Annotated in this window: 17 protein-coding genes; 6 read left to right on the top strand and 11 right to left on the bottom strand. The window is 71.2% G+C overall.

Features of this window, described 5'->3' with window-relative positions:
• Positions 1–13: 13 nt before the first annotated feature.
• Complete coding sequence (locus ACR807_RS24450) at positions 14–937, bottom strand: carbohydrate ABC transporter permease (RefSeq protein WP_438923735.1); 924 nt, start codon at positions 935–937, stop codon at positions 14–16.
• A 1-nt stretch (position 938) separates the two neighbouring features.
• Complete coding sequence (locus ACR807_RS24455; protein WP_438923736.1) at positions 939–2,183, bottom strand: ABC transporter substrate-binding protein; 1,245 nt, start codon at positions 2,181–2,183, stop codon at positions 939–941.
• Between the two features lie 257 nt (positions 2,184–2,440).
• On the opposite strand from ACR807_RS24455, the gene ACR807_RS24460 reads away from it, so the two are divergent.
• The 4 genes from ACR807_RS24460 (at position 2,441) to ACR807_RS24475 (ending at position 6,721) form a co-directional block, all read left to right on the top strand.
• A complete protein-coding gene (locus tag ACR807_RS24460) occupies positions 2,441–3,475 on the top strand; it encodes a LacI family DNA-binding transcriptional regulator (RefSeq protein WP_438923737.1) in 1,035 nt (344 codons plus the stop codon).
• Between the two features lie 197 nt (positions 3,476–3,672).
• Positions 3,673–4,683 (top strand): pectate lyase family protein, encoded by a 1,011-nt coding sequence (locus tag ACR807_RS24465; protein ID WP_438923738.1) that lies wholly within the window; start codon positions 3,673–3,675, stop codon positions 4,681–4,683.
• A gap of 11 nt (positions 4,684–4,694) precedes the next feature.
• Entirely contained in the window at positions 4,695–5,696 is a 1,002-nt protein-coding gene (locus tag ACR807_RS24470; RefSeq protein ID WP_438923739.1) for a pectate lyase family protein, read from the top strand.
• A gap of 11 nt (positions 5,697–5,707) precedes the next feature.
• The gene (locus tag ACR807_RS24475; protein WP_438923740.1) at positions 5,708–6,721 is read left to right on the top strand and encodes a pectate lyase family protein; all 1,014 of its coding nucleotides are present in this window, start codon (positions 5,708–5,710) and stop codon (positions 6,719–6,721) included.
• Positions 6,722–6,728: 7 nt separating this feature from the next.
• Here the strand turns inward: ACR807_RS24475 and ACR807_RS24480 are convergent, their stop codons facing one another.
• Genes ACR807_RS24480 through ACR807_RS24505 form a run of 6 tightly spaced genes read right to left on the bottom strand, consistent with a single transcriptional unit; the run spans position 6,729 to position 11,522 of the window.
• A complete protein-coding gene (locus ACR807_RS24480; RefSeq protein ID WP_438923741.1) occupies positions 6,729–7,199 on the bottom strand; it encodes a hypothetical protein in 471 nt (156 codons plus the stop codon).
• Positions 7,200–7,235: 36 nt separating this feature from the next.
• Positions 7,236–9,005: an aa3-type cytochrome oxidase subunit I gene (ctaD, locus tag ACR807_RS24485; RefSeq protein ID WP_438923742.1), complete on the bottom strand. Its 1,770-nt coding sequence runs from the start codon at positions 9,003–9,005 to the stop codon at positions 7,236–7,238.
• Positions 9,006–9,015: 10 nt separating this feature from the next.
• Positions 9,016–10,185, bottom strand: coding sequence for a zinc-dependent alcohol dehydrogenase (locus ACR807_RS24490; RefSeq protein ID WP_438923743.1), 1,170 nt, complete (start codon positions 10,183–10,185; stop codon positions 9,016–9,018).
• Positions 10,182–10,613, bottom strand: coding sequence for a hypothetical protein (locus tag ACR807_RS24495; RefSeq protein ID WP_438923744.1), 432 nt, complete (start codon positions 10,611–10,613; stop codon positions 10,182–10,184). Before ACR807_RS24495 ends, ACR807_RS24490 begins: the two co-directional genes overlap by 4 nt.
• A complete protein-coding gene (locus ACR807_RS24500) occupies positions 10,610–10,744 on the bottom strand; it encodes a hypothetical protein (protein ID WP_438923745.1) in 135 nt (44 codons plus the stop codon). Before ACR807_RS24500 ends, ACR807_RS24495 begins: the two co-directional genes overlap by 4 nt.
• Before the next feature lie 52 nt (positions 10,745–10,796).
• Complete coding sequence (locus ACR807_RS24505; protein ID WP_438923746.1) at positions 10,797–11,522, bottom strand: AfsR/SARP family transcriptional regulator; 726 nt, start codon at positions 11,520–11,522, stop codon at positions 10,797–10,799.
• Positions 11,523–11,720: 198 nt separating this feature from the next.
• Between ACR807_RS24505 and ACR807_RS24510 the strand changes: the two genes are divergently transcribed.
• Positions 11,721–12,584, top strand: coding sequence for a manganese catalase (locus tag ACR807_RS24510; RefSeq protein ID WP_438923747.1), 864 nt, complete (start codon positions 11,721–11,723; stop codon positions 12,582–12,584).
• Positions 12,585–12,642: 58 nt separating this feature from the next.
• Positions 12,643–13,875 carry an Nramp family divalent metal transporter gene (locus ACR807_RS24515; RefSeq protein ID WP_438923748.1) on the top strand — a complete coding sequence of 411 codons (1,233 nt, stop codon included), beginning with the start codon at positions 12,643–12,645 and terminating at the stop codon, positions 13,873–13,875.
• On the opposite strand, the gene ACR807_RS24520 is transcribed toward ACR807_RS24515, so the two are convergent.
• The 3 genes from ACR807_RS24520 to ACR807_RS24530 all read right to left on the bottom strand — a co-directional run bounded on the left by ACR807_RS24520 (position 13,865) and on the right by ACR807_RS24530 (position 18,952).
• Complete coding sequence (locus ACR807_RS24520; protein ID WP_438923749.1) at positions 13,865–14,674, bottom strand: MBL fold metallo-hydrolase; 810 nt, start codon at positions 14,672–14,674, stop codon at positions 13,865–13,867. The genes ACR807_RS24515 and ACR807_RS24520 overlap by 11 nt on opposite strands.
• Before the next feature lie 51 nt (positions 14,675–14,725).
• On the bottom strand, positions 14,726–17,968 hold the full coding sequence (gene icmF, locus ACR807_RS24525) for a fused isobutyryl-CoA mutase/GTPase IcmF (protein ID WP_438923750.1): 3,243 nt from the start codon (positions 17,966–17,968) through the stop codon (positions 14,726–14,728).
• 102 nt (positions 17,969–18,070) lie between these two features.
• Positions 18,071–18,952 carry a LysR family transcriptional regulator gene (locus ACR807_RS24530; protein ID WP_438923751.1) on the bottom strand — a complete coding sequence of 294 codons (882 nt, stop codon included), beginning with the start codon at positions 18,950–18,952 and terminating at the stop codon, positions 18,071–18,073.
• Positions 18,953–19,035: the final 83 nt, after the last annotated feature.

Here is a 19,035-nt window from a genome sequence, read left to right on the forward strand (position 1 = left end):
GGGTCGTCGCCTTTCAGTCGGTGCGGATGCGGCGCGCGGCGAGGTAGCTCAGGCCCGTGATGGCGATCGTGGCGACCAGCAGCAGCCAGGCGATGGCCGAGGCGTAGCCGAAGTCGAACTTCGCGAAGCCCTGCTCGTAGAGGTAGAGCGCGGCGGTCTGGAACTGCCGGTCCGACCCGCCGGTCGCCGCGGCGGCGCCCGGGTTGAACAGCAGCGGTTCGGCCAGCAGCCGCATGTTGCCCGCGGTGGCGATCACCGTGGAGAAGATGATCTGCGGGCGGAGCATGGGCACGGTGATGCGCCAGAACTGCTGCCACGCGTTCGCGCCGTCCAGCCGGGCCGCCTCGTACACGCTCGACGGGATGGCCTGCATGGACGCCAGGAAGATCAGCGCGTGGTAGCCGGTCCAGCGCCACACCACCATCGCGGCGATGGCGGTGTGCGAGGAGCCGGTGCCGGCCTGCCAGTCGACCCGGCCGGCACCGAACAGCTCCAGCCCCCAGTTGATCAGGCCGAAGTCGCGGCCGAACAGCTGGGCGAAGATGATCGTCACCGCCGCCACCGAGGTGATGTTCGGCAGCAGCACGCCCATCCGGAAGAACGTCCGGCCGCGCAGCCGCCGGTTGAGCAGCTGCGCGATGCCGAGCGCGAACAGGATCTGCGGAACGGTGGTGAACAGCCACAGGCTGAGCGTGTTGCCCATCGCGTTCCAGAAGTACGGGTCCGCGGTCAGCAGCTGGACGTAGTTGTCCAGCCCGATGAACGTCGCCGAGTCGCCGTCGAGCAGGTTGCGGTCCTGCATCGACACCCAGGCGGTGTAGAGCAGCGGGAACAGCCCGAACACCGCGAACAGCAGGAAGTACGGCGCGATGTAGGCGTACGGCGCGTACCGGGTGTCCCAGCGGTGGCGGCGTTCCCGCCAGTCCGGCTTCGCCATGTCAGCCTTCGAGCTTCTTCGCGTCGGTGACGAACTGCTGCCAGGACTCGTCGGCGCTCTGCTTGCCCTGCTCGACGCGCTGCATGGCGTTGCCCAGCTCGGTCTGGATGTCGCCGGCCTTCGGGCCCTGGTACTGGGGCTTGAGGGCGCGGGCGGCGGCGGTGAACACGGCGCCGACCGGGGCGTTGTTGAAGAACGGGTCGCTGTACTGGCCCACGGACTGCTCGCTGAGCGCCTTCGTGGTGGAGGGCAGCAGGTTGTTGCTGGCGAACACCTTGGCCTGCTGCTCGGGCGCGGTCAGCCACTCGGCCAGCGCCAGGGCCTTGTCGGTGTTCTTGCCCTGCTTGGGCACGGTCAGGTAGGAGCCGCCCCAGTTGCCGCCGCCGCCGGGCACGGTGGCGAGGTCCCACTTGCCGGAGGTCTCCGGCGCCTGGTCCTTGATCTTGGCCATCTGCCAGGCGGGGCAGATCACGGTGGCGAACTGGCTCTGCTTGAAGCCGGTGTTCCACTGCGGCGTGCTGTAGAGCAGGCCCGCGGACAGGCCGTCGGCGACGCCCTGCGCGACGAGGTTCCAGCCGTTCTTGATGTCCTCGTTGTCGCCGACGACGATCTTGTCGTCCTTGTCGTAGTAGCCGGTCGGGGCCTGGCCGACGATGGCGTTGAGCAGCGACGGGCCGCCGTCGAACCACTTGGTGCCCTGCGGCGCCCTCGCCTGGAACTCGCGGCCCTTGGCCATGAAGGACTCCCAGTCCGGCCACAGCGCCGAGACGGCGTCGCGGTCGGCGGGCAGGCCGGCGGCCTCCAGCAGGTCGCGGCGGTAGCAGATGGCCAGGCCGCCGATGTCGGTGCCGTAGCCGATCTGCTTGCCGTCCTTGGACAGCGACGCCGCCCACTTCCAGTCCAGCCAGCGGTCCTTGAGCGTGTCGGGCAGCTGGACGAACCGGTCCGGGGTGGCCTTGAACTGGTTGATGTAGCCGGAGTCGATGGCCTCGACGTCGGCCGCGCCGTTGTTGGTGGCCAGGTGGGCGGCGAGGTTCTTGTGGTGGTCGGAGTAGGAGGCGGTGCGGTCGGTGATGTCGACGTCCGGGTGCGCCTTCTCGTACTCCTCGAACAGCTGCTGGTAGCCGAAGTTGCCGAAGAGGCCGACGGTGATCCGCGTCTTGCCGTCGCCCGCCCCGCCTCCGCAGGCCGTCACCAGTGATGCGGCCAGCAGGCCGACGCCCACCAGGGTCCCGGCTCGTCTCATTTCGAGGTTCCCTTTCCGTTTTTCGTGCACGCCGGACACGCGTAGGGTCGATCCGGGGGTTTCCGGCGAATTCGACCGGGATCGTCCACCCGGCCGGTGTGCAGTACATGACAGCCCCGCCCCACGACACCGTCAAGTAACGAAGCGATAACCTGACCGTTTCAGGCGCTCGGCGTTTTCGCAGGTGGTACGGTGTCCAGGCTGGTCAGGCGCGGCTCCCCGAGGGTCTGTAAGCGGTTACAAAGAAAGGGCGGGAGATGACCACGATCCGTGAGATCGCCCAGCTGTGCGGCGTGTCCGTGGCGACCGTTTCACGTGTTTTCAACCAGCCCCTGACGGTGAGCAAGGAAAAGCGCGAAGTGGTCGAGCGGGTGGCCCGCGAGCTGGACTACCGCCCCAACGAGTCGGCCCGCGCGCTGGCCACCAAGAAGTCCGGGCTGATCGGCCTGGTGTGGGACACCGACCACCGGCGTCCCGGCTGGCGGCACCCGTACCTCCAGGAGCTGCTGATCGGCCTGAAGTCCGCGCTCAGCGCGCACGGCTACCACCTGCTGATGCTGGCCACCAGCGGGTCGGCGGCGCTGCGCGCGGTCGGCGCGTCGCTGGCCGACCCGGTCGCCTACGTGAACATGACCCGCCGGCACAGCCTGGGCGGGCTGGTGCTCATCGACAGCGGGTCCGACGCGCCCGCGTTCGCCGCGTTCGCCCAGTCCGGGCTGCCGTGCGTCGCGGTCGACGTGGCCGTGGAGGGGCCGCGCGCCACCTTCGTCACCTCCGACAACGTCGGCGGCGCGCACCTGGCCGTGCGGCACCTGGTCGCCGCCGGGCACCGCCGGATCGCCACCATCACCGGGCCGCGCGCCAACCGGCCGGCCGCGGACCGGCTCGCCGGGTTCCGCGCCGCGATGGCCGAGGCCGGGCTGGGGGTGCCGGACGACCACGTCGCGGAGGGCGACTTCTACCGCCCCAGTGGCCAGGCGGCGATGCGGTCGCTGATCGCCCTGCCCGAACCGCCGACGGCGGTGTTCTGCGCGAGCGACGAGATGGCCGTGGGCGCACTGCTCGCCGCCCGCCACGCCGGGCTGCGGGTGCCCGAGGACGTGGCCGTGGTCGGGTTCGACGACATCGAGCTGGCCGCGCTGGTCGACCCGCCGCTGACCACCCTCGCGCAGGACAAGGCCGGCATCGGGGTGGCCGCCGCGCGCGCCGTGCTGACCATGGTCCACGACGGCGCGACGCCGCCGCCCGCGTTCCTGCCGACGAAGCTGGTGGTGCGCTCCTCCAGCCGGTGACGCGGCCGTCGAACGGGCCCGTCGAACGCGTCGCGAACGCACAATCGAATCCGTCGAACAAGCTCACGTATGTGAATTCCCCAGCTCACATACGTGAACCCCGGCGAACCGTTGACACGCTGAAAACGACCGCTTACGGTGCGGAAGGGAAAGCCTTTTTCCCGGACCCCTGGAATTCCTTTCGGTAAAGGACAACCATGCGCACAACACCGGCGTTGAAGCGCGCCCTGCCCGTCTTGGCCGTCCTCGGCGCGACCGTCGTCGCCCCGGCTCCCGCGCTCGCCGCGGGCCCGGCGGACGGCTTCGCGTCCGTCAACGCCCTGGGCCAGAACGGCACCACCGGCGGTGCGGGCGGAGCGACCGTCACGGCGACCACCACGGCGCAGTTCCTCGACTACATCAAGCGCCCCGAACCATTGACCGTGCAGGTCAGGGGCACGATCACGTTACCGACGGGCACCACCGACGGGATGCACCCGGTGGCCTCGGACAAGACGATCATCGGTCTGGGCAGCGACGCGAGGCTCTCCGGCGGCGGCCTCGACATCGGCCTGCCGGTCGACGACGACGTCACCGGCCCGCCCGCGAACGCCGTGCACAACATCATCATCCGCAACCTGTCGATCACCGGCGCGACCGACGACCTGATCAACGTGCAGATGTTCAGCCACCACATCTGGATCGACCACAACGACTTCTCCAACGGCGACGACGGCGCGGTCGACATCAAGCGCGGATCGGATTTCGTCACGGTCTCCTGGAACAGGTTCCACGACCACGACAAAACGCTCCTGCTCGGCCACGACGACGACAACGCGGCCCAGGACGTCGGCCGCCTGCGGGTGACCTACCACCACAACTACTTCGACGGCTCCGACCAGCGCAACCCCCGCGTCCGGTTCGGCGAGTCGGTGCACGTCTACAACAACTACTACCGCGACAACAGCTACGGCGTGGCCTCGGCGATGAACGCGGGCGTGGTGCTGGAGGGCAACTACTTCTACAGCGTCAACAACCCCGGCCGGGTCGACTTCAGCGGCGACCTGGGCCGCATGGTGCAGCGCGACAACATCCTCGTCGACTGCAACCACGAGATCGAGACCCGCGGCACCGTCGTGGAGCCCCGCACCTACTACGCCTACACCCTGCACCGCGCCGCCGAGGTGCCCACCGTCGTGCCCGCCGGCGCGGGCGTCGGCAGGATCTGAGAGGACCGGCCATGAGCCCCATCAGCAGGCGCGGCCTCCTCGCGGGCGCCGCCGCCACCGCCCTGACCGCCGTCGCCGCCCGACCGGCCTCCGCCGGGGCCGCGCGCCCCGCGACCACCACCACCCCGGTGTGGGCCGCGCCGTTCGCCACCGCCGACGGCTTCGCGGGCACGAACCTGCTCGGCCAGAACGGCACCACCGGCGGTGTCGGCGGACCGGTCGTGACCGTGCGGGACACCGAGTCGTTCCTCGACTACTGCGACCGCAACGAGCCGTACGTCATCCAGGTCGACGGGATCATGCGGTTCAGCAGCAAGCACGCCCTGCGGTCCAACAAGACCGTCATCGGCCTGCCCGGCGCGGAGATCCAGGGCGGCGGGCTGGACATGTACCGCCGGCAGAACGTGATCATCCGGAACCTGAAGTTCTCCGGCGCGGACGACGACGCGATCAGCATCCAGCAGTCCTCGCACCACATCTGGATCGACCACTGCGACCTCAGCGGCGGCCAGGACGGCCTGATCGACATCGTGCGCGGCGCGGACCTGATCACCGTGTCGTGGTGCCACTTCCACGACCACAGCAAGACCGCGCTGCTGGGCCACTCCGACTCCAACGCGGGCCCGGACACCGGCAAGCTGCGCACCACGTTCCACCACAACTACTTCGACCGCACCGCGCAGCGCCACCCGCGCGTGCGCTTCGGCGAACCGATCCACGTCTACAACAACTACTTCCGCGACAACACCCTCTACGGCGTGGCGTCCACCGAGAACGCGGGCGTGCTGGTCGAGGCGAACTACTTCCAGAACGTGCCGCACCCGATCTACGTGGGCTACGACGAGAGCGGCCCCGGCCGCGTCGTCGAGCGCGGCAACGTCTACGCCAACTCCGGCACCCCGCAGACCGCGGGCACCGTCGTGGAGCCCCGCACCTACTACTCCTACACGCCCGACAACCCCGCGAGCCTGCCGAGCACGGTGCCCGCCGGCGCCGGCGTGGGCCGGATCTGAGAGGGACGACCATGAGCCCGCTGAACCGCCGGCACCTGCTCGCCGGCACCGCGCTCGCCGCCGCCGCGGCAGCACTCCCCCGCACCGCGCTGGCCCACCCGTCGGCGCTCGCCCACCCGTCGGCGTCGGCACACCCGTCGGTCCTCGCCACCGCCGACGGCTTCGCCTCGGTCAACGCCCTGGGCCAGAACGGCACCACCGGCGGCGCGGGCGGCCAGGCCGTCACCGTGACCTCCGGTGACGCGCTGGCCGACTACGTGGGCCGCAAGGAGCCGTACGTGATCTCCGTGTCCGGGCGGCTCTCCGTGGACGACATGATCACCGTGGTGGCCAACAAGACGATCATCGGCGTCGGCTCCACCGCCGAGATCACCGGCGGCGGCCTGCAACTGGGCTCCACCACCCGACCGGGCAACAACGTGATCATCCGCAACCTGCGGTTCACCGGCGCCTCGGACGACTCGATCAGCGTCACCAACAAGGCCCACCACGTGTGGATCGACCACTGCGACCTGTCCGACGGCTACGACGGGCTGCTGGACGTCAAGCGGGAGTCCGACTACGTCACCGTGTCGTGGAACCACTTCCACGACCACAGCAAGGCGGCGCTGCTCGGCCACTCCGACAGCTACACCGCCGACCGGGGCAAGCTGCGCGTCACCTACCACCACAACTTCTTCGACCGCACCGACCAGCGCCACCCGCGCGTGCGGTTCGGCGAGCCCGTGCACGTCTACAACAACTACTACCGGGGCAACGCGCTCTACGGGGTGGCCTCCACCGAGGACGCGGGCGTGCTGGTGGAGAACAACTACTTCGAGAACGTGGCCCGCCCGGTCCTGTCCGGTTACGACAAGAGCGGCCCGGGGCGGGTGGTCGAGCGCGGCAACCTCTACGTCGGGTCCGGTGTGCCGCAGACCCTGGGCACCGTGGTCGAGCCCCGCACCTACTACGCGTACGCGCCCGACCCCGCGTCCGCCGTGCCGGGTCTGGTCACGGCGGGCGCCGGGGTCGGGCGCGTGTAGGGACGGCTCAGTAGTCGTCGGCCGCCTGACCGCGGCCCACGGCCTCGGCCCGGATCTCGTCCTCCCGCGACAGCGTGTCCGGATCGGCCCTGACCAGCTCCTCCGGCTGGTCGAGCTGCTCCAGGGTGGCGCCGTCGCCGTCCTGCGACACCCCCTCGGCGTCGAGGCTCACCACGTCCTCGTCGGCCTGGTCGACCGGCTCGCCCGCGGGTTCGCCCGCGGGCGGGTCCGCCGTCACGTCCGGCTGCTCCTCGGCGAGCCGGTCGTCGAGCGGCCTGGGGTGGGACTCCTCGTACGGCGTCATGCCGTACTTGGTCACGCCCGACCAGTTCTCGGGCGGGTCCATGCCCGCTTCCAGCGGGTCCTTCCTGATCCGGTCCTCGTCGAGGCTCTCGGAGGCGCTCAGGGCGGCCCCGTCGTCCTCGGACGCGGTCGTGTCGTCGGCGGGCGCGTAGCCCGACAGGTCTTCCGAGCTCATGTCCACGGTGTACCCGTTCGGGCAAGGTCGAACCGCTCAACCACCCCCGCCGGTGGCCCCCGTGTCGCGGTCGGTCGGGGCCAGGTACTTCTCGGTGGTGGGGTCGACGCCCACCCCGCCCCGGCGCTTGGTCACCGAGTAGTGCGACTCCTCGCGCATCCGCTCGACCATGTGCGGGTAGTGCAGCTCGAACGCCGGGCGCTCGCTGCGGATGGGCGGCAGCTCGGTGAAGTTGTGCCTGGGCGGCGGGCACGACGTCGCCCATTCGAGGGAGTTGCCGAAGCCCCAGGGGTCGTCGCGCCCCGCGACCTCGCCGAAGCGGTAGCTGCGGAAGACGTTGTGGACGAACGGCAGCGTGGACGCCCCCAGGACGAACGCCGCCACCGTGGAGACGGTGTTGAGCGCGGTGAACTCGTCGCTGGGCAGGTAGTCGGCGTAGCGGCGCGGGAAGCCCTGGTTGCCGAGCCAGTGGTGGACCAGGAAGGTGCCGTGGAAGCCGAGGAACGTCAGCCAGAAGTGCAGCTTGCCCAGCGGCTCGTCCATCATCCGCCCGGTCCACTTGGGGAACCAGAAGTAGATGCCCGCGTAGGTGGCGAACACGATCGTGCCGAACAGCACGTAGTGGAAGTGCGCCACCACGAAGTACGTGTCGTGCACGTGGAAGTCGATCGGCGGCGAGGCCAGCAGGATGCCGGACAGGCCGCCGAACAGGAACGTCACCAGGAAGCCGACGCTGAACAGCATCGGCGTCTCGAACGTCAGCTGCCCCTTCCACATCGTCCCGATCCAGTTGAAGAACTTGATGCCGGTCGGGATCGCGATGATGAACGTGCTGGCCGAGAAGAACAGCAGCAGCACCGCGCCGGTGGCGTACATGTGGTGCGCCCACACGATCACCGAGTACAGCGCGATGGCGATCGTGGCGTAGACCAGTCCCTTGTAGCCGAACAGGGGTTTCCGGCTGAACACGGGCAGGATCTCGGACACGATGCCGAAGAACGGCAGCGCGACGATGTAGACCTCGGGGTGGCCGAAGAACCAGAACAGGTGCTGCCACAGGATCACGCCGCCGTTGGCCGGGTCGAACACGTGCGCGCCGAAGTGGCGGTCGGCCAGCAGGCCCAGCAGGGCCGCGGTGAGGATCGGGAACGCCACCAGCACCAGGATCGAGGTGATCAGGATGTTCCAGGTGAAGATCGGCATCCGGAACATCGTCATGCCCGGTGCGCGCAGGCAGACCACGGTGGTGATCATGTTGACCCCGCCGAGGATCGTGCCCAGACCACCGACGACCAGGCCGGAGATCCACAGGTCGGCCCCCACGCCCGGCGAGTGGATCGCGGTGGACAGCGGTGTGTACGCGGTCCACCCGAAGTCCGGCGCGCCCGCCGGGGTGAGGAAGCTGCTGACCGTGATCAGCCCACCGAACAGGTACAGCCAGTAGGCGAACGCGTTGAGCCGGGGGAACGCCACGTCCGGCGCGCCGATCTGGAGCGGCAGGACGTAGTTGGCGAACCCGAACACGATCGGGGTGGCGTAGAGCAGCAGCATCACCGTGCCGTGCATGGTGAACAGCTGGTTGTACTGCTCGTTGGACAGGAACTGCATCCCCGGCCGGGCCAGCTCACCGCGCATCAGCAGCGCCATCAGCCCGCCGGCCAGGAAGAACATGAACGACGTGACCAGGTACATCAGGCCGATCAGCTTGTGGTCGGTGGTGCGGAACAGGCGCAGCAGCGCCGACCCCTTGCGGCCTCGGCCGGCGGGGGTGGCGATCGGTACCGGGGTCGGCTTCAACGCGGTCATCGCACGTCCCTCACGGTCGGAAGACGGCCCGCAGGCAGTCGTCCTCCTTGTCCTTGAACAGCTGGTAGCCGCGCGCGCCCTCGTCGAGCGGCATCACGTGGGTGCCCAGGTGGGTGGTGCTCAGCTCGCCCGAGGCGATCCGGTCGAGCAGCATCGGGATGTAGCGCTGCCCGTGCTGCTGCGCGCCGCGCAGGGTGAGGCCCTTGTTCATCACGGCACCGAGCGGGAACTTGTCGACCAGGCCGCTGAAGACGCCCAGCACGAACACCGAGCCGCCCTTGCGGCAGGCGTGGATCGCCTCGCGCACCGCGATCGGCCGGTCGGTCTCCAGCTTCAGCTTGCTCTTGACCTGGTCGTACACGTGCTGCGGCCCGTAGCTGTGCGCCTCGCAGCCCACGGCCTCGATGCACACGTCCGGTCCCCGGCCGCCCGTCATCTCCCGCAGCGCCGCGCCGACGTCGGTGTCGCGGTAGTTCAGCGTCTCCACGCCGAACACGCGTTCGGCCTGCTTCAGCCGGTAGTCGAACCGGTCGACGACCACGACGCGCTCCGCGCCGAGCAGCTGGGCCGCCCTCGCGGCCATCTGGCCGACCGCGCCGCTCCCCCACACGGCGACCACGTCGCCGGGGCCGACGCCGCCGAGGTGCGCGCCCATCCACCCGGTCGGGGCGGAGTCGGAGGCGAACACGGCGCTCAGGTCGTCCACGCCTTCCGGGACCGGGATGGCGGTGTGGTCGGCGAACGGCACGCGCACGTACTCGGCGTGGCTGCCCTTGAACCCGCCCATGGCGTGCGAGTAGCCGAAGACGCCGCCCGGGTCGGCGCCCCACAGGGCCTGCGTGATGCCCGGGTTGGTGTTGGTGTTGTCGCACAGCGACCACTGGTCGTTGCGGCAGTACCAGCACCGGCCGCAGCCGATGAAGGAGGCGACGACCACCCGGTCGCCCACCTCGTGCCGCGTCACCCCCGGGCCGACCTCGACGACCTCGCCCATGAACTCGTGGCCGATGACGTCGCCCGCCTCCATGAACGGGATGTGCCCGGTCAGCAGGTGCAGGTCGGAGCCGCACACGGTGCTCAGCCCGACCTTGAGGATCAGGTCCTCGTCGTTCTGGATGACCGGGTCCGGCACGTTCTGCACCCGGACGTCGTTGACGCCCTCCCAGCACAGCGCTTTCACAGCCTGCCCTCCCCCTTGGACCTGCGCACGACCGCCTGGAGCACCTTGCCCGCCGGACCCGGGTGGGCCGAGGGCCGCGCGTCCGGCTCGACCACGGTCCCCGTCTCCAGCAGCGACTTGGCCTTCCGCAGCGCCAGGCGCAGGTCCTCCCGCGACACGGCGTCGCCGCGCGGCTGGGCCATCACCTCGGTGCCCCGGTCGCCGGGGGCCGGGCGGAACCGGAGCTCGACCCGCTCGCGCAGCCGCTCCAGCGGCTCGGGCAGCCGCTCCGGGCCCGCCACGTCGGTCATCGGCCGGTCCACGGTCACCGCCAGCCAGTGCTCGGCGCGGTTGCCGTGCGCCGTGCGGCGGCGGGCCACCGCACGGCACGCGAACGCCGCCGCCGCACCGGCGCCGCCCAGCACGAACGTCCTGGCCCTCCCGTTCACGCGTCCTCATCGGGCGAGTCGCCCGGTGCCCGCTCGGACACCTCCACCTCGGTCTCCGTCAGCGGCGCGCCGCTGTTCTCCTCGGCCGCGCCGCGCTCCACGCGCTCGTCGTCGTCCCGTGGTGCGGTCATCGCTTCCTCCTCGTGCCGGTGGGTGGGCGCTGGGTTGCCTGGTCTTCGCCCTTCAAACCCGCCCGCCGAACAGGGGGCTGACGAGCCGGTGGATCTCCGGTGACGGCTCCATGCCCAGCTCGGCGCGCAGCCTGGTCCGGTATGCCCGGTACTGGCGCACGGCCTGCGCGGGGTTGCCGTCCTCCAGGTGCAGCTGCACCAGGGTGCGGTGGGCGCTCTCCCTCAGCGGGTCGCTCTGCACGGCCGCCAGGGCGGCCTGGTGCGCGCGGTGGCGGTCGCCCGCGGACCTGAACCGGGTGCTCAGCGCCTCCAGCGCGCGCAGCCGAGCCTCCCGCCACCAGTCCTGCTCGGCCAGCAGCCACGGCTGGCTCCAGCCGGGCAGCAGGTCCGCCTTGAGCAGGGCGACGGCCTCCGGGTCGGGCGGCACCGCGTGCGCCCCGGCCGTCGCGGCGAACCGGCACGCCCGGTGGAAGTCGACGTCGACCGCGTCGTCCAGGCGCAGCGCGTCCTCGGTGGGCGCGACCAGCGGCGCGCCGGACGAGGCCAGGCGCCACAGCGTGGAGCGCAGGCACGCTGCGGCCCGGCGGGCGGTCGCCTCGGGCCACAGCACGGCCGCCACGACGACGCGGCTGACCGGCGCCTGCCGGACGGCGAGCAGGGCCAGCAACCGGCGGGCACCCGGTATCACGTGCAGCGGTGCGGGGCCGTGCTCCAGGACGAAGCCGTCGAGGAGCCGGATCGTGGTGCGGGGGCTGGGCTCGGCGAGGGGTTCACTCATCGGTACTGCCCATCTACACAGGGTGCTCGGGCCGCACGGGTGCCCGCGATTCCCCGACCCACACCATCGCCCACCGATTTTTTTCGCGACGTGACCAGCACGGGTGACACGGCGGTGACGCGGCCGTGGCGCACCGGGGCGCACCCGGTCATGCGCCGTGCCTAGCTTCGGAGCCCTGATCGGAACCCAGGAGGCGAGATGTTCCTGCACACCAGCAGGCTTCAGTTCGAGGCCAAGCCCAGCGCGCCGGACGCCCTCTTCGCGCGCAAGCTCCAAGAGCTGATCGGCGGCGCGTGGGGCGAGATGACCGTGACCATGCAGTACCTGTTCCAGGGCTGGAACTGCCGCGTGGAGGGCAAGTACAAGGACCTCATCATGGACGTGGCCACCGAGGAGATCGGCCACGTCGAGATGCTGGCCACGATGTGCGCCAGGCTGCTGGAGGGCGCGCCGTCGGAGATGACGGCCGAGGCGGTCAAGGACCCGGCCGTCGCGGCGGTGCTCGGCGGCATGGACGTGCAGCAGGCCATCGTCAGCGGCGGCGGCCCCACCCTGTCGGACAGCAACGGGGTGCCGTGGAACGGCCGCTACATCGTGGCCAGCGGCAACCTCATGGCCGACTTCCGGGTGAACGTGGCGGCCGAGGCGCAGGGCAGGCTCCAGACCGCGCGCCTGTTCAACATGACCGACGACCCGGGCGTGCGCGACATGCTCAAGTTCAACCTCGCCCGCGACACCGCCCACCAGAACATGTGGCTGGCCGCGATCGAGGAGCTCCAGGAGGACGGGCTGGAGGGCCCGATCAGCCCGAGCGCGCTGTTCGACGAGGAGCACCAGGAGCACGCGGGCACCATCTGGCACAACTCCGACGGCGTGCACGGTCCCGAGGGCCGCTGGGCGTCCGGGCCCGCGCCGGACGGCTCGCACGAGTTCTCCTACCTGATGGACCCCGAGCCGCTGGGTGACAAGGCGTCCGCGCCGCCGCCGGACCCGATGCTCTACGCGACCAGCCCCGCGAACCTCGGCCTGATCGAGAAGGCCATCAAGAAGCTCGCCCCCTGATCACGCGTGGTGGCCACCCGTCCGGGTGGCCACCACCCGAACACGGAAGGACGGCGGGATGGTCGGCATCTCGGTGACGTCGCCGGTGGTGGCGCGGCTGCGCTCGGCGGCCGTGGTCATGGGTCCGGCGTTCGTGGTGGCGGTCGCGTACGTCGACCCGGGCAACTTCGCGACCAACATGGCGGGCGGCGCGACCCACGGCTACCTGCTGCTGTGGGTCATCGTCGGCGCCAGCGGGTTGGCGATGTTCATCCAGTACCAGTCGGCCAAGCTCGGCGTGGTCACCGGCCGCAACCTGCCGGAGCTGTGCCGCGAGCACTACTCGCGCCCGGTCACGGGCATGCTGTGGGTGCAGGCGGAGCTGGTGGCGATGGCCACCGACCTGGCCGAGTTCGTGGGCGCGGCGGTGGCGCTGAACCTGCTGTTCGGGGTGCCGCTGCTGCCCGCCGCGCTGATCACGGCGGTGGTGTCGGCGGGCATCCTCGCGCTGGCCCCGCTGCGCAGGCGGCGGTTCGAGTCGGTGATCGTGGGGCTGCTCGCGATCGTCCTCGGCGGCTTCCTCTACCAGGCGTTGCAGCTCGGGCCGCCGACCGGCGCGGTCGCGGGGCTGGTGCCCGGCTTCGCGGGCGTGGACAGCGTGCTGCTGGCCACCGGGATGCTCGGCGCGACCGTGATGCCGCACGTCATCTACCTGCACTCCGCGCTCACCCAGCGCCACCACACCACCGACCCGGTCGCCCGGCGGCGCACGCTGCGGGCCAACCGCACCGACATCGTGGCCGCGCTGGGCGTGGCCACCCTGGTCAACGTGAGCATGCTCGTCGTGGCCGCCGGCGCGTTCCACTCCACCGGCGCGCCCCGCGAGTCGCTGGAGGACATGCACAGCGGCCTGGGCGACCTGCTCGGGCCGGGCGCGGCCCTGGCGTTCGCGCTCGCGCTGCTGGCCTCGGGCCTGGCCGCGTCCAGCGTCGGCACCTACTCGGGCCAGGTCGTCATGGAGGGCTTCCTGCGCCGCCGCATCCCGCTGTCGCTGCGCAGGCTGCTCACCATGGCCCCGGCGCTGCTGATCCTGGGGATGGGCGTCGACCCGACGAAGGCGCTGGTGCTCAGCCAGGTCGTGCTGTCCTTCGGCATCCCCTTCGCCCTGGTCCCGCTCGTGCTGCTGGGCCGCCGCCGGGACGTGATGGGCGATGCGGTGAACCGCCGCGCCACCACGTGGTTCGGCGCGGCGGGCGCGGTGCTGATCTCCGGGTTGAACGTGTTCCTGCTGGTCCGGACCGTCACCGGCTGAGGCGGCCGGGCAGCGGGACGGTCTCGCCGCGGCCCACCGGGAGCAACGACACCGGTGGGCGGCGGCGCTCGACCTCGCCGACGAAGTCCGACAGCGGGGACTTCATCAGGCCGTAGTCGTCGTAGTGCACCGGCACGACGTGCCGCGGGCGCAGCAGCTCCAGCAGGTCCACGCCCTGCGCGCCGTCCATGGTGAGCAGCAGGCCGAGCACCTTCGTGCCGCCCAGGTGCACCACGGCCACGTCGATCTCCGGGTAGCGCTCGCGGATCTCGCGCAGCTCGTCGTGCACGAGGGTGTCGCCGCTGAGGTAGACGCGCAGCGGCGGGGCCGCCGGGGTGGCCCGGTACTCGACCATGGTGCCCATCACCGGCGGCAGGACCCTCGCCACCGCGCCCAGGGCGTGCCGCCCCGGCAGGGACGTGATGGTCACCGACGCCTCGCCCCTGGTCAGCGTCTCCCGGCCCCAGGTGCGCAGGCCCAGCGCCTCCCGGAAACCGCGCCTGCCGAGCCTGCGCGCCGCGTGCGGCGTGGTGAGGACCGGCAGGTCGTGGTCGAGGCCCCGGGCCGCGACGCGGTCGAAGTGGTCGCCGTGGAAGTGCGACAGCACGACCGCGTCCAGCGGCGGCAGGTCGTCGACACCGACGGCCGGGTCCTTGAGCCGCCGCGACACCAGGCCCTGCCCGAAGTAGCTCCACTGGCCGCGGCGGAGGAAGTTGGGGTCGGTCAGCAGGGTGAACGGCCCCAGCTTCAGCACCGTCGTGGCGTTGCCCACGAAGAACAGCGAGTTCTGCTCGTCCATGCCGGCGGGATAACCGGCGGGCGGCCGTTCAACCGCGCCACCGGCCTCCGGTCACACGTTGCGCCGGTACTGCCCGCCCACCTCGAAGAACGCCTCGGTGATCTGCCCGAGCGTGCAGACCCTGGCCGCGTCCACGAGCACGGCGAACACGTTCTCCCCCGACGCGGCGGCCTCCTTGAGCCGGCGCAGGGCGGGCCCGGCCTCGGCGGCGTGGGCGGCGGCGAACGCGCGGGTCCGCTCGACCTGCGAGCGCTTCTCGTCCTCGGTGGCGCGGGCCAGCTCGATGGTCACCGGCTCGCGCGACCCGTCCTCGGGCAGGAACGTGTTCACGCCGATCAGCGGCAGCGACCCGTCGTGCTTGCGCTGCTCGTAGAGCATCGACTCGTCCTGGATGCGCCCGCGCTGGTAGCCGGTCTCCATCGCGCCCAGCACGCCGCCGCGCTCGGAGAGCCGGTCGAACTCGGCGAGCACCGCCTCCTCGACCAGGTCGGTCAGCTCCTCGACGACGAACGAGCCCTGCAGCGGGTTCTCGTTCGCCGACAGGCCCCACTCCTTGTTGATGATGAGCTGGATGGCCATGGCCCGGCGCACCGACGACTCGGTGGGCGTGGTGATGGCCTCGTCGTAGGCGTTGGTGTGCAACGAGTTCGTGTTGTCGTACAGCGCGCACAGCGCCTGGAGCGTGGTGCGGATGTCGTTGAAGTCCATCTCCTGCGCGTGCAGCGACCGGCCGGAGGTCTGCACGTGGTACTTGAACTTCTGCGACCGCTCGTTGGCGCCGTAGCGCTCGCGCATGGCGATGGCCCAGATGCGCCGGGCCACCCGGCCGATGACGCTGTACTCGGCGTCCATGCCGTTGGAGAAGAAGAACGACAGGTTCGGCGCGAAGTCGTCGATCGACATGCCGCGCGCGAGGTACGACTCGACGTAGGTGAACCCGTTGGCCAGGGTGAAGGCGAGCTGGCTGATGGGGTTCGCGCCGGCCTCGGCGATGTGGTAGCCGGAGATGGACACCGAGTAGAAGTTGCGGACCTCGTTGCGGATGAACCACTCCTGGATGTCGGCCATCATCCGCAGCGAGAACTCGGTGGAGAAGATGCACGTGTTCTGGCCCTGGTCCTCCTTGAGGATGTCGGCCTGCACGGTGCCGCGCACGGTCGACAGGGCCCGTGCCCGCAGCTCGGCGGCCTCGTCCGCGGACGGCTCCCGGCCGTGCTCGGCGCGGAACTTCCCGACCTGCTGGTCGACGACCGCGTTGAGGAAGAACGCGAGGATCGTCGGCGCGGGGCCGTTGATGGTCATCGACACCGACGTGGTGGGCGAGGTGAGGTCGAAGCCCTCGTAGAGCGCCTTCATGTCGTCCAGGGTCGCGATGGACACGCCGGACGTGCCGATCTTGCCGTAGACGTCCGGCGGGGTGTCGGGGTCGCGGCCGTAGAGGGTCACCGAGTCGAACGCGGTGGACAGGCGGGTGGCCTCGGAGCCCTTCGACAGGTACTTGAAGCGGCGGTTGGTGCGGAACGCGTCGCCCTCGCCCGCGAACATCCGCGCCGGGTCCTCGCCGTCGCGCTTGAACGGGAACACGCCGGCGGTGTACGGGAAGCGGCCGGGCAGGTTCTCCTCGCGCAGGAACCGCAGCAGGGTGCCGTCGTCGTCGTAGCGGGGCAGCGACACCCGGCGCACCCGGTTGCCCGACAGCGTCTCGCGGGTGAGCGTCGTGCGGATCTCGCGGTCGCGGACCTTGACCACCAGCTCGTCGCCGCCGTAGTCCTCCACCGTCCTCGGCCACTCGGCGAGCAGCGCGGCGGACACCGCGTCCACCCCGCGTTCGGCGGCCTCCAGCAGCCCGGTGATCGCGGTGGTGTCGTGGCCGGCCGCCGCCAGCTCGTCGCGGGCGGCCCGCAGGTGCGCGGCCCGGCGCACGGCGTCCACGTGGGTCTCGGTGGCGCGGTGGTAGCCGCGCACGGTCTCGGCGATCTCGGCGAGGTAGCGGGCGCGGTCGGCGGGCACGACGGTGGCCGCCGACGTGGACACCTTGCGGTCGACCGCCGCCAGGGCGCCCTCGGCCACGGGCAGGCCGCGTTGCGCGAGCCCGTCGCGCAGGTGCTGGTAGAGGGCGGTCACGCCGTCGTCGTTGAACGTGGCGGCGGACGTGCCGAAGACCGGCATGTCCTCCCACGACGCGCCGAACGCCTCGCGGTTGCGCACGAGCTGGCGGGCCACGTCGCGGCGGGCGTCCTCGGCGCCCCGGCGCTCGAACTTGTTGATCGCGACCACGTCGGCGTAGTCGAGCATGTCGATCTTCTCCAGCTGCGACGCGGCGCCGAACTCCGGTGTCATCACGTACAGCGAGAGGTCCACGAACGGCACGATCGCCGCGTCGCCCTGGCCGATGCCGGGCGTCTCCACGACGACCAGGTCGAACCCGGCGGCCTTGCACACCAGGATCGCGTCGGACAGCCCGTCGGGCACCTCCGAGCCGGCGCGGCGGGTCGCCAGCGAGCGGAAGAACACGCGGTCGCCGTCGAGGCAGTTCATCCGGATGCGGTCGCCGAGCAGCGCGCCGCCGCCCTTGCGCCGGGTCGGGTCGACGGCCAGCACGGCCACCCGCAGCTTGTCCTGCTGGTCGAGCCGGAAGCGGCGCACCAGCTCGTCGGTCAGCGAGGACTTGCCCGAGCCGCCGGTGCCGGTGATGCCGAGCACCGGCACGGTCCGCGCCGCCGCGGCGGCGGCCACGCGCTCCCGCACGTCGTCGGGCAGCGCCCCGGCCTCGATGAGCGTGATGGCGCGGGCCAGCACGTCGTCCGCGCCGGTGAAGAGCCCCTCCCAGGAGGACGGCGGGCGCTCGGCCAGCGGGTGGTCGCACGCCGCCACCATGGTGTTGATCATGCGGGCCAGGCCCAGCTCCTGGCCGTCGGCCGGGGAGAAGATCCGCGCCACGCCGCGCGAGTGCAGCAGCTCGATCTCCTCGGGCACGATGACGCCGCCACCGCCGCCGAAGACCTTGACGTGCCCCGCGCCGCGCTCGTTGAGCAGTTCGACCAGGTAGGTGAAGTACTCGACGTGGCCGCCCTGGTAGGCGCTGATGGCGATGCCCTGCACGTCCTCCTGGACCGCCGCGTCGACGACCTCGCGCACGGACCGGTTGTGGCCGAGGTGCACCACCTCGGCGCCCTGCGACTGGAGGATGCGGCGCATGATGTTGATCGCCGCGTCGTGGCCGTCGAACAGGCTGGCGGCCGTGACGAAGCGGACCGGGTGCTGCGGGGTGTGCAACGGGCTGGCGGCGGTCACGACGGCTCCTTCGACGACGACGACGTGCTCCAGATTACTAGGACATCCGTCTATCGGAAGTGCAACCGAAGTGGCGCGGCTCACTCCCCTCCCCGTTCCCGGTCAGAGGGAGCGGGCGCACGCCTCCACGAACACCCGCACGGCCTCCCGCTCGTCGTCCGTGCGCCAGACCACCGCCAGCCTGCTGGGCGAGAGCCCGAGCACGGGCCGGTAGACGACGTCGTCGCGCTGGTGGGCCTCGGCGTTGCCCGCCGACACCAGCACCACGCCCAGGCCGGAGGCCACCGCCTCGAACGCCTCGTCGGTGGTCGACGCCTCCCCGCCCACGCGCGCCGGGGTCGTGCGGTGCTCCAGGGCGAGCCAGAAGTCGCGCAGCGGACCGGCGGCGCGCGGCAGCGCCACGAACGGCTCGTCGGCCAGCTCGTCGAACGGCACCTCGGCGAGCGCCGCCAGCCGGTGCCCGTGCGGCAGCGCGACCCAGCGGTCCTCGGTCGCGATCACCCGCCAGGACAGCTCGCCGGAGCCCGGCACCGGCAACCAGGCCACGGCCACGTCGACCTCGCCACCGGCCAGGCCCACCGCGGCGTCGTGCCACGGCACCTGCCGGAACCGCAGGCCCCAGCCCGGCAGCAGCTCGCCCATCCGCGCCGTCACCGACGGGATGAGGCCGCGACCGATGCGGGTCTGGAAACCGACCACGAGCACCGGTTCGGACCCGGCCGCGGCGAGCACCGCGCGCCGGGTCGCGTCCCACTCCTCCACCAGCGCCCGCGCCCGCGGCAGCAGCTCGCGACCGGCGGGCGTCAGCGCCACCGAGCGCCGGTCCCGGTCGAACAGGGTGACGCGCAGCGACAGCTCCAGCTGCCGGATCTGCTTGCTCAGCGCCGGCTGGGAGATGAACAGCCGGTCGCGGGCGGCCAGGGTGAAGCTCAGCTCCTCGGCCACCGCGATGAAGTAACGCAGGTCACGGACACGCACGTCCATAACCAACAGTTATATCAGCGGGTCTTGGACTGGGGACAGCGGAACAGTCACGATATGTGCATGGAACCCGACGCACCGTGCCG

The organism is Saccharothrix sabaoui (assembly GCF_051756985.1).
Lineage (GTDB): Bacteria > Actinomycetota > Actinomycetes > Mycobacteriales > Pseudonocardiaceae > Actinosynnema.